Annotated in this window: 11 protein-coding genes; 6 read left to right on the top strand and 5 right to left on the bottom strand. The window is 72.6% G+C overall.

The window, feature by feature from the left end:
- The first annotated feature begins 105 nt into the window (after positions 1–105).
- The 3 genes from ABRQ22_RS07550 to ABRQ22_RS07540 are packed head-to-tail and all read left to right on the top strand — an operon-like array spanning position 106 to position 1,753.
- Entirely contained in the window at positions 106–474 is a 369-nt protein-coding gene (locus ABRQ22_RS07550) for a DUF3099 domain-containing protein (RefSeq protein WP_253049966.1), read from the top strand.
- Positions 471–719, top strand: a complete 249-nt coding sequence (locus ABRQ22_RS07545) for a hypothetical protein (protein WP_253049968.1) — start codon at positions 471–473, stop codon at positions 717–719. Before ABRQ22_RS07550 ends, ABRQ22_RS07545 begins: the two co-directional genes overlap by 4 nt.
- On the top strand, positions 716–1,753 hold the full coding sequence (locus tag ABRQ22_RS07540) for an SURF1 family protein (protein ID WP_353709098.1): 1,038 nt from the start codon (positions 716–718) through the stop codon (positions 1,751–1,753). Before ABRQ22_RS07545 ends, ABRQ22_RS07540 begins: the two co-directional genes overlap by 4 nt.
- Here the strand turns inward: ABRQ22_RS07540 and ABRQ22_RS07535 are convergent.
- Entirely contained in the window at positions 1,726–3,324 is a 1,599-nt protein-coding gene (locus ABRQ22_RS07535; RefSeq protein WP_353709097.1) for an ABC-F family ATP-binding cassette domain-containing protein, read from the bottom strand. The two genes, ABRQ22_RS07540 and ABRQ22_RS07535, sit on opposite strands and share 28 nt — an antisense overlap.
- A 257-nt stretch (positions 3,325–3,581) precedes the next feature.
- On the opposite strand from ABRQ22_RS07535, the gene ABRQ22_RS07530 reads away from it, so the two are divergent.
- A complete protein-coding gene (locus ABRQ22_RS07530) occupies positions 3,582–4,484 on the top strand; it encodes a neutral zinc metallopeptidase (protein ID WP_353709096.1) in 903 nt (300 codons plus the stop codon).
- Between the two features lie 88 nt (positions 4,485–4,572).
- Here ABRQ22_RS07530 and ABRQ22_RS07525 read toward each other — a convergent pair whose 3' ends face one another.
- Entirely contained in the window at positions 4,573–5,706 is a 1,134-nt protein-coding gene (locus tag ABRQ22_RS07525) for a GNAT family N-acetyltransferase (RefSeq protein WP_353709095.1), read from the bottom strand.
- A 198-nt stretch (positions 5,707–5,904) separates the two neighbouring features.
- Here ABRQ22_RS07525 and metH point away from each other — a divergent pair, with 198 nt between their 5' ends.
- Complete coding sequence (metH, locus tag ABRQ22_RS07520) at positions 5,905–9,498, top strand: methionine synthase (RefSeq protein WP_353709094.1); 3,594 nt, start codon at positions 5,905–5,907, stop codon at positions 9,496–9,498.
- A gap of 78 nt (positions 9,499–9,576) precedes the next feature.
- On the opposite strand, the gene ABRQ22_RS07515 is transcribed toward metH, so the two are convergent.
- The 3 genes from ABRQ22_RS07515 to ABRQ22_RS07505 all read right to left on the bottom strand — a co-directional run bounded on the left by ABRQ22_RS07515 (position 9,577) and on the right by ABRQ22_RS07505 (position 13,650).
- The gene (locus ABRQ22_RS07515; protein WP_353709517.1) at positions 9,577–11,064 is read right to left on the bottom strand and encodes a PKD domain-containing protein; all 1,488 of its coding nucleotides are present in this window, start codon (positions 11,062–11,064) and stop codon (positions 9,577–9,579) included.
- Positions 11,065–11,408: 344 nt separating this feature from the next.
- Positions 11,409–12,278: a PQQ-dependent sugar dehydrogenase gene (locus ABRQ22_RS07510; RefSeq protein ID WP_353709093.1), complete on the bottom strand. Its 870-nt coding sequence runs from the start codon at positions 12,276–12,278 to the stop codon at positions 11,409–11,411.
- Positions 12,279–12,561: 283 nt separating this feature from the next.
- The gene (locus tag ABRQ22_RS07505) at positions 12,562–13,650 is read right to left on the bottom strand and encodes a sugar phosphate isomerase/epimerase (RefSeq protein WP_353709092.1); all 1,089 of its coding nucleotides are present in this window, start codon (positions 13,648–13,650) and stop codon (positions 12,562–12,564) included.
- A gap of 312 nt (positions 13,651–13,962) precedes the next feature.
- Between ABRQ22_RS07505 and ABRQ22_RS07500 the strand changes: the two genes are divergently transcribed.
- Positions 13,963–15,240, top strand: a complete 1,278-nt coding sequence (locus ABRQ22_RS07500) for an inositol-3-phosphate synthase (protein WP_353709091.1) — start codon at positions 13,963–13,965, stop codon at positions 15,238–15,240.
- Positions 15,241–15,374 lie beyond the last annotated feature (134 nt).

The following is a 15,374-nucleotide window of genomic DNA, read 5'->3' as shown; positions in this document are numbered from 1 at the left end:
GCGCCGCACCGACCGTACCGTGCGCAGGCCCCGCCGTGCGCGGTACGGCGAGGTCACACCGCTCCCCCACACTTTGTGGGGTCCCGACAAACGTAGACTGGACGGGTGAGCACACGACGCACGGCCCGGAGGTCGGCCGAGGCGGTCCCGAGCATCACGTCAGCCCCGGAGCCCCTGGCCGCCGACCAGTCGCGCCGCGAGCGCAAGTACCTCATCCAGATGGGTATCCGCATCGTGTGCTTCGTGGCCGCGATCCTCGTCGCGCCGAGCTGGCTGACCTGGGTGTTCGCCGCTGCGGCGATCGTCCTGCCGTACAGCGCGGTGCTCATCGCCAACGCCGGGCGCGACCAGGCCCAGTACGACACCTCGCCGATGGAGCACCGCGCGCTGCCCGCGGCCGGGGTGCCGGGATCCCACGGGATCGCCGGCGCAGGACCGCGCGACCCGCAGGACCACGAGGAGGACGACCGGTGACCGATGTGCTGGGCCTCGCCGACCCCGTCGGCGAGGAGGACCTGGTGTGCAGCGCCAAGGGCTGCCGTGAGTCGGCCGCGTGGGGGCTGCTGTGGAACAACCCCAAGATCCACACGCCCGAGCGGCGCAAGGTCTGGCTCGCGTGCGACGCGCACCGCGAGCACCTGGAGACGTTCCTCGGCGCCCGCTCGTTCTGGCGCACGACCGTGCCGGTCGACGAGCTCGAGCGCCGGGCGGCCCCGTGACGCAGGCTGCACCGTCGGGCCCGGCGTCGGGCGCCCCGGCAGGCCCGACGCCGGAGCGCGCCACCACGGAGGCCCACCAGCCGCGCACGCCGCGCCAGTGGGTGACCCTCGCGGTCGGGGTGGTCGTCCTGGTCGCCCTGTGCCTCGTGGCGGGGCGCTGGCAGTGGAACCGGTACGTCTCGCGCGAGGCGGAGATCGAGCGCATCGAGACGAACTACACGTCCGAGCCCGTCCCGGTCGACGAGGTCCTCGACGGTCCGGGCGCCACGCTCGACGAGGCCGACCTCTGGCGTCCCGTGACGCTCGTGGGCCGCTACGAGACCGACGCGACCGTCCTCCTGCGCAACCGCCCCGTCGGCGGCAGCCCCGGTTTTCACGTGCTCGTCCCGTTCGTGACGAACCCCACGCCGTCCGCGCCCGACGGGCTCGTCGTGGTCGTCGACCGCGGGTTCGTGCCGCTCGGCAGCGACGCCGTCACGCCGGGCGACGTCCCCGTGCCCCCGGAGGGCGAGGTCGAGGCGACCGTGACGCTGCGCGGCGACGAGCCGCCGTCGGGCCGGGACGCTCCCGACGGGCAGGTCCAGGCGGTCGCCACCGACCAGGTGCTCGCCGCCGGGCCCGACGGCGCCGCGTGGGCCGAGGGCCGGACCGTCGGCGCGTACGGCCAGCTCCGCACGGAGGTGCCGCCCGCGGCCGAGACGCTGGAGGCGCTGCCCAAGCCCGACACCGACCCGGGGTCGCACCTGTCGTACGCGTTCCAGTGGGGCGTGTTCGCGATCGGCGCGGTCGCCGGCTTCTGGCTCCTGGTCCGCCGCGCCCGCCGGGACGCGCGCGGCGAGGAGACGACGCTCACCGCGGGCGACCTGCTCGCCGCCCGGGATCCCGCCGGCACGCGCGCACGGCGTGAGCCGCGCAGCCGCCGGCCGAGCGCCGAGGACGAGGAGGACGCCCTCGTCGACGCCCAGCTCGGCGCAGGCCGTGAGACCGCGCCGGACCGACGGCCCGCTCAGGCCAGCGAGACGAGCTCCGCGTAGTCGTCGCTCCACAGGTCCTCGTCGCCGTCCGGCAGCAGCAGGACGCGCTCGGGCTCGAGCGCCTCGACCGCGCCGTCGTCGTGCGTGACCATGACGACCGCGCCCTCGTACGTCTTGAGCGCCCCGAGGATCTCGGCGCGCGACGCCGGGTCGAGGTTGTTCGTCGGCTCGTCGAGGAGCAGCACGTTCGCGGCCGAGACGACGAGCGTCGCGAGCGCGAGGCGCGTCTTCTCCCCGCCGGACAGCACCTTGGTCGGCTTGTCCGCGTCGTCGCCGGAGAACAGGAACGACCCGAGCACGGACCGCACCTGCGTGTCGGTGAGGTCGGGCGCGGCGTGGCGCAGGTTCTCGACGACGGTCGCGTCCATGTCGAGCGTGTCATGCTCCTGGGCGTAGTAGCCGATCTTCAGGCCGTGGCCCGGGTGCACCTCGCCCGTGTCCGGCTGCTCGACGCCGCCGAGGATGCGCAGGAGCGTCGTCTTGCCGGCGCCGTTGAGGCCGAGCACGACGACGCGGCTGCCGCGGTCGATCGCGAGGTCGACGCCCGCGAAGACCTCCTGCGACCCGTACGCCTTGGACAGCCCGCTCGCGGTGAGCGGCGTGCGGCCGCACGGCGCCGGCTTGGGGAACCGCAGCTTGGCGACCTTGTCGGTCTGCCGCTCGCCCTCGATGCCCGCGAGCATCTTCTCGGCGCGGCGCATCATCTGCTGCGCGGCGACGGCCTTCGTGGCCTTGGCGCGCATCTTCTCGCCCTGGGCGAGCAGCGCGCCCGCCTTCTTCTCGGCGTTCTGCCGCTCGCGACGGCGGCGGCGCTCGTCGGACTCGCGCTGCGCGAGGTAGGCGTCCCACCCGAGGTTGTACTGGTCGAGCTCGCCGCGGTTCGCGTCGAGGTGGAAGACCTTGTTCACGGTCGCGCGCAGCAGCTCGACGTCGTGGGAGATCACGACGAACCCGCCGCCGTACGACTTGAGGTAGTCGCGCAGCCAGATGATCGAGTCCGCGTCGAGGTGGTTCGTCGGCTCGTCGAGGAGCAGCGTCTCGACCCCGGAGAACAGGATGCGCGCGAGCTCGATGCGGCGGCGCTGACCGCCGGACAGCGTGCTCAGCGGCTGCCCGAGCACCCGGTCGTCGAGGCCGAGGTTGCTCGTGATGCGGTGCGCCTCGCTCTCGGCCGCGTAGCCGCCCGCGGCGAGGAAGCGCGCCTCGAGCTTCGGGTAGCGCTCCATGGCGGCCTCGTGCGTCTCGACGTCGGCGCTCGCCATCGCACCCTCGGTCTCGCGCATCTGGCGCACGATCTTGTCGAGGCTGCGGGCCGAGAGCACCCGGTCCATCGCGATGACGTCGAGGTCGCCCGTGCGCGGGTCCTGCGGCAGGTAGCCGATGTCGTTGCCGCGCGTGATCTTCCCGGCCGTCGGCTGGGTCTCCCCCGCGAGCGTCTTGGTCAGGGTCGTCTTGCCGGCGCCGTTGCGCCCGACGAGTCCGATCCGGTCGCCCGAGGCGATCTGGAAGGTCGCCTCGTGCAGCAGGACGCGGGCGCCGACGCGCAGCTCGACGCCGTGAGCGGTGATCACGGGAGGGTCCTCTCGGGTGGTGCGGGTGCCCGACGACGGCCCTCTCCCGGCCGGTCGGCCGGCGGCTCGTCGTGGGGCCGGGGCGCGTGCGCCCCGGCGTCCGGGCCTCGTCGATTCTACGGGGGCCCGGCGTCGCGTCCCACCCCATTCCGCCGGGGGCCCGTGCGAGGGCGCTGCTCGGCGCCGAGATCGTGCTTGCGCCGTCCGGGCACCCGCACCAGGACGCCTGGCGCACGACCCGGCGGTAGCGTTGACCTGTGACTTTCCAGGAGGGTGGCTCGTTCGAGGGCGGGCGGGTCCGCAAGGGCGGCGGTCGGCGCGGCACGATGATCGCGGGCGGCGGGATCGGGGCGGTGCTCGTCGCGCTGCTCATCGCGTTCGTCGGCAACCAGACCGGCGTCGACCTCAGCGCGCTCACGGGCGGCGACGGGTCCGACTCGGGCGCGTACGGCGAGGGCCAGCAGGAGTACATCGACGCGTGCACGGCCGAGGAGGCGAACACGACGCGCGAGTGCCGCCTCAACGGCACCGTGCAGTCGCTCGACGCTTACTGGACCGACGCGCTCCCCGAGCAGGCAGGCGTCACGTACGACCTGCCCCAGGTCGTGAGCTTCACCGGACAGGTCTCGACGGGCTGCGGCGCGGCGACGAGCGCCGTCGGGCCGTTCTACTGCCCGCCCGACCAGACCGTCTACATCGACCTCGGCTTCTACGACGACCTCACGAGCCGGTTCGGCGCCAACGACGGCGGCCTCGCGGAGATGTACGTCGTCGCGCACGAGTTCGGCCACCACATCGAGCAGCTCGTCGGCGCGATGGACGCGGCGAACCGGCAGGGCACCGGTCCCGAGTCCGACTCCGTGCGCATCGAGCTCATGGCCGACTGCCTCGCCGGCATGTGGGCGGGCCACGCGGCGAGCACCGTCGACCCGGACACCGGCGTGACGTTCCTCGCGCCGATCACCGACCAGGAGCTGAACGACGCGCTGTCCGCCGCGTCCGCCGTCGGCGACGACCGCATCCAGGAGGCCGCGACCGGCCAGGTGAACCCCGAGGGCTGGACCCACGGGTCGAGCGAGCAGCGCCAGCGCTGGTTCACCATCGGCTACAACGGTGGCACCCTCCAGGACTGCAACGCCCTCTCCGCGTCGACCCTCTGACCGCTCCAGCCGAGATCGACCCGGCCGCCCCGAGATCGGCCCTCACGGGGTCGATCTCGGACGGGCAGGTCGACCTCGCAGGCCGTCGTCACAGCTCGATCGAGTACATGCGCGAGCCTGTCACCTTCTCGTAGCCCAGGCTCGCGTAGAGGCCGTGCGCGCCGGACGGGTTCTCGGTGTCGACGTCGAGCGCGGCGTACTGCATGCCGTCCGCGGCGAACGCGCGCATCCCGGCCGCGAGCGCCGCGACGGCGACGCGACGCCCCCGGTACGCGCTGCGCACGCCGAGGATCTCGGTGTAGCCGAACGTGTAGCCGCGCACGGGGAAGTCCTCGTCGTAGCGGCCGGCCATCTCGTAGCCGACGACGAGCGGCTGGCCGGCGCGCAGGGCCGCGGCGGTCTCGGCGTCCGTCGTCGGGTCGGCGAGGAGCGCGTCGACATCGGGCGCGTCGTCGACCACGAGGAAGGACCACTGGGGCGCGAACTCGCTGCGCCCGTGCGTCCACGCCTCGGCGGTGCGGGGCTCGCTCCCCCAGTGGTCGCGGAACGCGTCGTTGTGCGCGAGGCGGGTCGCCTCGTCGAGCTCCGTCGACCACGGGACGAGTCGCAGCGACCCGTCGAGCGGCACCTCGGGGATGGGCGTGGCCAGGTCGCGACGCAGGTCGGCGTAGAAGCGGCGGGTCTCGAGCCCGAAGCGCGCGTAGAGCCGCGCCTTCTCGGGTGGGTCGGTGTCCTCGCCGTAGGTGAGCAGGCGCGCGGGCAGCTCCTTGCCGCTCGCCGCGAGGAGCTGGCGTCCGCGCGCGATCTCCCAGGCGAACAGCTCGCGCCCGACGCCGCGCCCGCGGTGGGTGGGGTGGACGCCGCCCCAGAGGAACGCGCGCACGGTGTTCGCGTCGCCCGGGTTGGTGTCGACCAGCGCGTACGCGCGCAGCGTCCCGTCGGTCTCGACGCCGACGAGCGAGTCGGCCGCGAGGTCGCGCCACGGCGCGGTGAACAGCTCCTCGACCTCGCCGATCGTCTCGCGGTACGGCTCCTGGTCCGCCTCGGCGATGCCGTTGCGCAGGGCCAGCAGCGCGGGCGCGTCGGCCGGCACGGCGGGGCGCCAGGTCAGGTCGCCGGCGGTCACGGCCGGGAGGGTCGACGGCGCGGCGGCGCGCTCGACGATCGGGGCGAGCGTCGCGGGGGCCGGGTTCTCGACCTGGTCGGTCGCGGGAGAGGACATGCCGACCACGGTAGGTGCGCCCGCGCCGTCGGGCACGCGCTTTTCCCCGGTCCCCGGTCACCCCGTCAGTGATGCACCGCGGTGCGGGGGATGCACGACGAGGTGCGTCTCTCGGTCGGGATGGCGTCCCTCGCCGAGCACGGCGGTCCGCTGAGACGGGTCCCCACGACCGAGCAGGCGCGATCTACGCTGCGTAGCATGCCGATCGTCGTACCCCAGGACCTCGCCGACGCCCGTTCCCGGGCCCTTGCCGACGCGCTGCGCACGCGCGTCGTCGTGGCCGACGGCGCGATGGGCACGATGATCCAGGAGCAGGACCCGACGCTCGAGGACTACCAGGGCCTCGAGGGCTGCAACGAGATCCTCAACGTCTCGCGCCCGGACATCATCGCGGCGGTGCACGACGCGTACCTCGAGGTCGGGGTCGACGCGATCGAGACGAACACGTTCGGCGCCAACTGGTCCAACCTGTCGGACTACGACATCGACGACCGCATCCGCGAGCTCGCCGCCGCCGGGGCGCGGATCGCGCGCGAACGGGCCGACGCGTTCGCGACCGACGAGCAGCCGCGCTGGGTGCTCGGCTCGATGGGGCCGGGGACCAAGCTGCCGAGCCTCGGGCACACGACGTACGCGCACCTGCGCGACACGTTCGCCGAGCAGGCCGCGGGCCTCCTGGAGGGCGGGGTCGACGCGATCCTCGTCGAGACGAGCCAGGACCTGCTCCAGGCCAAGGCCGCGGTGACGGGATCGCGGAACGCCATGCGCGACGTCGGGCGCGAGGTCCCCATCATCGTCCAGGTGACGGTCGAGACGACGGGCACGATGCTCATGGGCTCCGAGATCGGGGCCGCGCTCACGACGCTCCAGGCGCTCGGCGTCGACGCGATCGGCCTCAACTGCGCGACCGGCCCGGCCGAGATGAGCGAGCACCTGCGGCACCTGTCGCGGCACGCGGAGATCCCGGTGACGTGCATGCCCAACGCGGGGCTGCCGGTGCTCGGCCCGAACGGCGCGACGTACCCGCTGACGCCGGACGAGCTCGCGGCCGCGCACACCCAGTTCGTCAGCGAGTTCGGCCTGGGCCTCGTGGGCGGCTGCTGCGGCACGACGCCCGAGCACCTGCGCCGCGTCGTCGAGGCGGTGCGCGCGCGGCCGGTCGTCGAGCGGCACCCGGAGCGGGAGAACGGCGTCGCGAGCCTGTACTCGCACACGGACCTGCACCAGGACGCGTCGTTCCTCGCGATCGGCGAGCGCACGAACGCGAACGGCTCCAAGGCGTTCCGCGAGGCGATGCTCGCGGAGAACTGGGACGAGTGCGTCGAGATCGCGCGGGCGCAGACGCGCGACGGCGCGCACCTGCTCGACGTGTGCATCGACTACGTGGGGCGCGACGGCGTCGCGGACGTGCGCGAGGTCGTGTCGCGCCTCGCCAGCGCGTCCACGCTGCCCCTCGTCATCGACTCGACCGAGCCGGAGGTCATCGCCGCGGGACTCGAGCTCGTGGGCGGGCGCGCCGTCGTGAACTCGGTGAACTTCGAGGACGGCGACGGCCCGACGTCGCGGTTCGCGCGGATCATGCCGCACGTCGTCGAGCACGGGGCGGCCGTCGTCGCGCTGACGATCGACGAGGAGGGCCAGGCGCGCACCGCGTCGGGCAAGGTGGAGATCGCGACCCGGCTCGTCGAGACGCTCACGCGCGACTGGGGCATGCGCGTGGACGACATCATCGTCGACGCGCTGACGTTCCCCATCGCCACGGGCCAGGAGGAGACCCGCCGCGACGCCATCGAGACGATCGAGGCGATCCGCGAGATCACGCGCCGCTACCCCGGCATCCACACGACGCTCGGGGTGTCGAACGTGTCGTTCGGCCTCAACCCCGCGGCGCGCACGGTGCTCAACTCGGTGTTCCTCCACGAGGCCGTCGAAGCCGGACTGGACTCCGCGATCGTGCACGCCGCGAAGATCCTCCCCCTCGCGCAGATCCCCGCCGAGCAGCGCGAGGCCGCGCTCGACCTCGTGTGGGACCGGCGGGGGTACGACGACGAGGGGAACCTCGTGCACGACCCGCTCGCCCGGCTGCTCGAGCTGTTCGAGGGCGTGGACTCCGCGGCGCTCAAGGACCAGCGCGCGGCGGAGCTCGCCGCGCTGCCGGTCGGCGAGCGGCTCGAGCGGCGGATCGTCGACGGCGCGCGCAAGGGCCTCGAGGAGGACCTCGACGCCGCGATGGCGTCCGGGCTCAAGGCGCTCGACATCGTCAACGACCACCTGCTCGAGGGCATGAAGGTCGTGGGCGACCTGTTCGGGCGCGGTGAGATGCAGCTCCCGTTCGTGCTGCAGTCCGCCGAGGTCATGAAGACGGCGGTCGCCTACCTCGAGCCGCACATGGAGAAGATCGAGGGCTCGACCGGGTCCAAGGGCACGATCGTGCTCGCGACCGTGCGCGGCGACGTGCACGACATCGGCAAGAACCTCGTCGACATCATCCTCACCAACAACGGCTACACGGTCGTGAACATCGGCATCAAGCAGCCGATCTCCGCGATGATCGAGGCCGCCGAGGAGCACGACGCCGACGTCATCGGCATGTCCGGCCTGCTCGTGAAGTCCACCGTCGTGATGAAGGAGAACCTCGCGGAGCTCACGTCGCGCGGGCTCGCCGGCCGCTGGCCGGTCCTGCTCGGTGGCGCGGCGCTCACGCGCACGTACGTCGAGGACGACCTCGCGGGCCAGTTCCCGGGCGTCGTCCGGTACGCGCGCGACGCGTTCGAGGGCCTGCGCCTCATGGAGCCGCTCGTGCGCGTCGCGCGCGGCGAGTCGCCCGACGCCGTCGGGCTGCCCGCGCTGAAGAAGCGCCGGCACGCCGTGGTCACCGTGACCGAGACGCCCGTCGAGGACCTGCCCGCGCGGTCCGACGTCGCGGCCGACAACCCGGTGCCCGCTCCCCCGTTCTGGGGCACGCGCCTCGTCAAGGGCGTCCAGCTCGCCGAGTACGCGGCGTTCCTCGACGAGCGCGCGACGTTCATGGGCCAGTGGGGCCTCAAGCCGGGCCGGGGAGACGACGGGGCGTCCTACGAGGAGCTCGTCGAGACCGAGGGCCGCCCGCGGCTCAACGCCTGGTACGAGCGGATCCGCACCGACGGCGTCGTCGACCCGTCGGTCGTGTACGGGTACTTCCCGGTGTGGTCGGAGGGCGACGACGTCGTCGTCGCGCACCACGGCGCCGGGCTCACGGGGATCGGCGCGCCCGACGGCGGGTCGGGCGGAGAGCCCGGGACCGAGCGGTTGCGCTTCACGTTCCCGCGCCAGCGCCGCGACCGACACCTGTGCCTCGCCGACTTCGTCAAGCCGCGGTCGTGGGTCGAGGAGACCGGCCGGTACGACGTGCTGCCCGTCCAGCTCGTCACCATGGGCGCGAGCGTCGACCAGCACACCGCGAAGCTCTTCGCGGGGAACCACTACCGCGAGTACATGGAGCTGCACGGGCTGTCGGTGCAGCTCACCGAGGCGCTGGCGGAGATGTGGCACTCGCGCGTGCGCGCCGAGCTCGGCTTCGCCGACGAGGACCCGACCGAGGTCGAGGGCATGTTCAAGCTCGAGTACCGGGGCGCGCGCTTCTCGCTCGGCTATCCCGCGTGTCCCGACATGGAGGACCGCACCAAGATCGTCGAGCTCCTGCGCCCCGAGCGCGTGGGCGTCGAGCTCTCCGCGGAGCTCCAGCTCCACCCGGAGCAGTCGACCGATGCGTTCGTGTTCCACCACCCCGAGGCAAAGTACTTCAGCGTCTGACCGCGCCACGAGGTCTCGGGCGCCCGCCGACCGGCCCGCCGGCGATGTGCCAGCGGGCCGGCCGTGGGTGCTACCGCGTCACTTCGACGTGGCCGCGACGTTGATCCCCACCGTCGTCCAGTCGCGGGTGCCGGCACTGTCGGTCGCGATCAGACGGGCGGTGTACCTGCCCGGCTGGGTGTAGACGTGGGTCGCCTCGGCGCCCTCCGCCGTCGTCCCGTCCCCGAAGTCCCAGACGTAGGACCCGATGGTGCGACCCTCCGGAGCGACCGCGGAGCCGCTGAGCGTGACCGCGATGCCGGCGGGGCCGCCTCCGCGGCTCGCCTGCGCCTCGACGACCGGGGCCGTCGCGTCGGCGACGCCGCGCCCGTGGAAGACCAGCCAGTCGAGCGCCACGACGCCCGCCTCGGCGTCGGCCCTGCCCTTGCTGGAGGCGACCACGTACAGGGACGTCTCCCCGCCCTTGGCGTCGATCTCGATGGTGGGCGACACCACCTGGCCCGGTGCGGTCGCCGGGGCGATCTTGACCTGCCCCAGCTTGGGCCCGGTCGGGCTGCCTGTGCGCACCTCGAGCGTGGTCTCGGCGGCGCCACGCACGGCTCCGACGGTCAGGCCCGAGATGCCCGTCAGGTCCACGCGATCGAAGGCGATCCAGTCGCCGTCGTCGAAACCATCGACCCACCGTCCACCCCGGGCGGCGTCGTCGTCGACGATCTGGACCCCGGATCCCCTGCTGAAGAACTCGGCCTCCTTGTCGCGGACCTGCAGGCGGATGATCTCCTGCGCGGCGAGCTCCGGGACGCCCGGAGCACCGAGGTCCTGGTACCCGGCACCGAGCACCGCGTACACGTTCTGGCCCACGCCGTGGTCGGCCGGGTCGAGGAAGACCTCGCCGGAGCATCCCTCGTAGTTGTCGAGAGGATGCGCGTGGTCGTCGTGCCCGAGCTGGGTCGCGACCGTGACGAGGCTGCAGTCGATCGTCCCGTCGGCCGTCGAGCCGTCCTCGGCGTCCACGACGTCGACCGCGTACGGCACCGTGTCGCCGAGCTCCGCGAAGCCGCCGGCGAGCGGCCGGGCGAAGGACACCTCGGGACGGGTGTTGCCGACCGTGATCTTCTGGACGGAGACGCCGCTGAGCCCGTCGGTGTCGGTGACGGTCAGGCGTGCGGTGTGCTGCCCGTTCTCCGTGTAGGTGTGGACGGGGTCACGTTCCGTCGAGTCGACGGTGCCGTCGTTCTCGAAGTCCCACTCGTAGGTGATGTCGAGCCCGTCCGGGCTCTGGCTCGCGCTGCCGTCGAAGGCGACGGCCAGCGGCGCCGTGCCCGAGTCGACGTCGGAGGTGAACTGGGACACCGGGCGACGACCGTCGGCTGCGTAGTCGATGCGGTAGATGCCGGCGTCCGTGTTGGTGCTGCCCCGGCCCGCCCCGCTGCCTCGCCCGAAGTCGATGACGTACAGCGATCCGTCGGGCCCGAACTCCGCCTCGAACGGTGCGACGAACGTCTCGTCGGGCAGGAACGGGTCGATCGAGAGCAGCTCGCCCGTCGTCTCGTCCAGCGACAGCATCTTGTAGTAGTGCCGCGCGTACTCCGAGACGAACCACCGCCCGTCGTAGGACTCCGGGAACTTCGTCTTCACGTCGAGCTCGGGGTCGTAGCGGTAGACCGGGCCGGCCATCGGCGCGGCGCCTCCCGAGCCGAGCTCGGGAAACTGCTCCGAGACCCCGTAGCCGTACCAGACCAGGGGTTCCTGGGTCGGGGGCAGCTCGCGGAGGCCGGTGTTGTTGGGCGAGTCGTTGACCGGGCGGGCGCAGTCGAACGGCTCGCCGGACACCCCGGTCGCGTAGTCGTAGTCGACGTACGGCTGGTCGTTCCCGTGGCAGTACGGCCACCCGTGGTTCCCCGGTCCGGTCATCCGGACGAGCTCGACCAGCCCTTCCGGACCCCGCAGCGGGTTCGCCACCCGGGCGTCGGGCCCGTAGTCACCGACCAGGACGGCACCGGTCGCAGGATCGACGGTGATGCGGAACGGGTTGCGGAAGCCCATGCCGTAGATCTCGGGCCTCGTGTTCTCCGTCCCGGCGGGAAGAGGTTTCCCTCGGGGACGGTGTACGTCCCGTCGTCCTGGGGCGTGATCCGGAGGATCTTGCCGCGCAGGTCGTCGGTGTTCGCCGACGTCGCCTGGGCGTCGTACGCGCGGCGGCCCGGTCGTTCGTCGATCGGGGTGTACCCCTGTTGGTTGAACGGGTCGGTGTTGTCACCGGTGGCGACGTAGAGGTTCCCGTCGGGGCCCATGGCGAGCGAGCCGGCCATGTGCGAGTTGGCGCGACCCTCCCCGCGCCAGATCGTGAAGTCGAGCAGACGCTTCTCGGAGCCTCGGTCGATCACGTTGTCGGGCCCCATGGTGAACCGCGACAGATTCATCGTGGCCACGTCGGGGTCGCTCCAGAGGAGGTAGACCCAGCCGTTCTCGACGAAGTCGTTGTCGAGCGTCAGGCCGAGCAGACCGTCGGACTGCGTCAGCAGGTCGAGGCCGTAGTCGAGGTCGAGCGCGGTGAACTGGCGGAGCGTGTCCTGCTCGAGCACCTTCACCTGTCCCGTCCGCTGGATGTAGACCACGCGCCCGTCCTCGGCGACGTCGAGCTCGAACGGGTCGGCGAGGCCTTCGGTGACCAGCGGCACCTTGTCGAAGACGTCGTCCGCGACCTCGGCAGGAGGGGGTGCGTCCTCGTGCGCGTGAGCGGCTGGGACAGAAGCGACGGTGCCGATCGCGGCGATCATCCCGATCGTCGCCCTCAACGCTCTGCTGTGTTGCGCAGACATCATCAAGCTCTCCCTCGTGTGGTCGAGTGCCTCGGCGCGACCGGCTGTGGCCGCGCACGGCACACCTTCGTCACAGGGGCGGTCCGGACGGGCCGCTCCTTCGTTCCCTCGTGGGGTCTGGGTCTGGTGGTGGGTCGAGACTCGGCCGCTCGTGGGGTCTGGTGGCGGGGTCGAGACTCGGCGCAGCATGGCGACCGTGCCGTGGGCTGCCGGCCCGCGGGAGCGGGCCGGCAGCGGTCGGTCAGTACTGGAGCTCGGTCAGGTACGCAAGGCTCGTGCACGCCGACGTCACGCCGTCGGGGCGTGGCTGGTCGTTCTCGGTGAACGCGTACTCGACGCCCGCCAGGGACGCGTTCGCGAAGATCTCGGCGAAGTCGATGGTGCCCGACCCGACGTCGGCGAAGGAGCCGTCAGGAGCGATGTCCTTGAGGTGGAGCAGCCCGAACCGGCCGGGGTAGGTCTCGAAGAGACCGACCGTGTCGACCCCGACGCTGGCCGCCCAGTAGACGTCGAGCTCCATGGTCACGAGCTCGGGGTCGGTCTCGCGGACCAGGACGTCGTAGCCGGTCACCCCGTTCTCCTCGGTCTGGAACTCGAAGCCGTGGTTGTGGTACGCGACCGTGATGCCGGCCTCCTTGAGCTGCGCGCCGGCCTCGTTCAGCACGGCCGCGGTCCGGGAGTAGTCCGCGAGGGTCCACCGACCCGAGCCGGAGATGCGCACGTACTCGGCACCGATGGCCTGCGCCTCGGCGATCACGCCGTCGATGTCGTTCTCGAGGTTCGCCTGACTGACACCGAGCGACGGCACCGCGATGCCCGCAGACTCGGTGAGCGGCGCGAGCTGGGCGGCCGTGTAGCCGTAGAAGCCGCCGACGGCGCCCGACGGTTCCATGTTCTGGAAGCCGCACTCGGCCAGGGCCGCCAGGGTGCCCTCGGCGTCCGACGGCATCGTGGCACGGACGGTGTAGCCGACGAGGCCGATCCGGCTCAGGTCGACGGAGCGTGTCCCGGTCACGGGATGCGGTCGCCCGACCTCGGACGCGGCCGCTGCCGAGACGATCGCGGCACGCTCGGCGTCGGAGATGACGCCGTTGCGTACCTGCTCGGTGGCGATGCGTCCGATCGTGCTGACGAACTGGCCGTGGTTGGCGAACGGCGCCTCGGCCATGAAGACGTCCATCAGCGTGCACCCGTCGCCACGATCGACGTTCGCGACCCCGGATGCTGCAGCGCCGTCTCCGAAGAACACGCTCGAGTCCGCCGAGTAGCCGTACGTGCACGCGTCCGACTCCGTCGCCGCATACGCGCCCGACGCGACGAGCGGGAGCACGAACGCTCCGGTCGCGGCGGCAACGAGCCGAGCTCGCCGGCTCCGGCGTCTACCGGCGCGAGGGGATGTTGCGAGTGCCATCAGTCTGCCTCTCCGTTGAGGAATGCCTGCTCAGGACGTGCGTCCCGTGGCTGTGCAGTGCGCGTGACCCCGACGCTAGGTCGCCCCCGGGACGGCAACAACGAGTTGCCACTTGTTGCCCCTGGGCCCCGGAACCGCACTGTTGCCGCGACCTGCGCGGCAACTGACGGCAACTCGGCAACCGACGGCAACTCCTTGCCCGCGCACCGAGCGCCGAGGTCGACTCTCGACGTGACCACTGCCCAGCCGTTCACCCCACCGGGCGCGCCGATGCGCGATCGCGCCGCTCGCGACCTCACGCCGTCCACCGGGAGCCCCGGCCACGCCGCGCCGACCGAGCGGACAGGACTGTGGCTCGTGGGAGCGCGCGGTTCGGTGGCGACGACGGCGACGCTCGGGCTCGCCGTGCTCGCCCAGGGCCACGCGGCACCGACCGGGTGCGTGACCGCGCAGCCGGAGTTCGACGACGTGCCGCTGCCCGGGTTCGGCGACCTCGTCGTCGGCGGGCACGACCTCTCTCCTTGCCCGATGGTCGAGCGAGCCGAGGCCTTGGTCGGCGCCGGGATGATCGCCCCGTCTCTGCTGTCGACGGCACGAAGCGCCCTGGAGGCCGCCGACGCCGAGGTGCGGCCCGGCTACGACCCGCAGGGGCACGACGGCTCCCAGCTCGAGGTGGCCGAACGGCTCGCGGCGGACGTCCTCGCGTTCCGCGACCGGCACGCCCTGGCCCGGGTCGTGGTCGTCGACCTGGCCTCGACCGAGCCGCCGATCGAGCCACGGCCCGAGCACGACGACGTCGACGCGCTGCTCGCGGCGCTCGCCGAGCCCGCTCGCACGGTCCTGCCCCCGTCGTCGGTGACCGCGTACGCCGCCGTGCTCGCGGGCGCGCCGTACGCCGCCTTCACGCCGTCGGCGGGCATGGCGATCCCCGCGCTGACCCGGCTGGCTACGCAGGCCGGCCTGCCCGTCGCCGGCCAGGACGGCAAGACGGGTCAGACCTGGCTGCGGACCGTCCTGGCGCCCGCGTTCACGGCCCGCGGCCTCCGGGTGCTCTCCTGGGCCGGGACCAACCTGCTCGGTGGCGGCGACGGCGCCACCCTGGCCGACCCGCAGAACGTCCGCAGCAAGCTCGCGACGAAGTCGCGCGGCCTCCGGGACCTCACCGGCTCCGACGTCACCCCGCTGCACATCGACAACGTGCCCGACCTCGGCGACATTAAGGTCGCGTGGGACCACGTGCACGTCGAGGGCTTCCTCGGCACCCGCTTGACCCTGCAGACGACCTGGAGCGCGTTCGACTCGATGCTCGCGGCGCCGTACGTGCTCGACCTCACCCGCCTCCTCGCCCTCGCGCACGCCGCAAGGATCGCGGGGCCGGTGCCCGAGCTCGGGTTCTTCTTCAAGGAGCCGTGGGCCTCCGACACGCACGACGCTGCCGCGCAGGCTCGCGACCTGCACGCGTGGGCCGGCCGGCTCGGCGCGCTCGTCGCGTCGCGGACCGGCGTGTGACACGGCGACGGCCTCGGGTGCCGTCCGACCAGTCGCGCCGGGCTGCGGCACGGAGCGTCGCCTCCGCGATGACTTCTCGCTGAGCACGAGGTCTACCCCTCGACACGAACCACGCGATCACGACGGAGCGGGCC

It is taken from the genome of Cellulosimicrobium sp. ES-005 (genome assembly GCF_040448685.1).
GTDB classification, from domain to species: domain Bacteria; phylum Actinomycetota; class Actinomycetes; order Actinomycetales; family Cellulomonadaceae; genus Cellulosimicrobium; species Cellulosimicrobium cellulans_G.
Note: the sequence above shows the minus strand (reverse complement) of the source record. Positions and strands in the feature narration are given on the sequence as shown.

Bases quoted from the DNA above. Each gene is read 5' to 3' on its own strand.
- ABRQ22_RS07525 (WP_353709095.1), bottom strand. From the start codon at position 5,706: ATGTCCTCTCCCGCGACCGACCAGGTCGAGAACCCGGCCCCCGCGACG.
- metH (WP_353709094.1), top strand. From the start codon at position 5,905: ATGCCGATCGTCGTACCCCAGGACCTCGCCGACGCCCGTTCCCGGGCC.
- ABRQ22_RS07515 (WP_353709517.1), bottom strand. From the start codon at position 11,064: ATGCTGTCGCTGGACGAGACGACGGGCGAGCTGCTCTCGATCGACCCG.
- ABRQ22_RS07510 (WP_353709093.1), bottom strand. From the start codon at position 12,278: ATGATCGCCGCGATCGGCACCGTCGCTTCTGTCCCAGCCGCTCACGCG.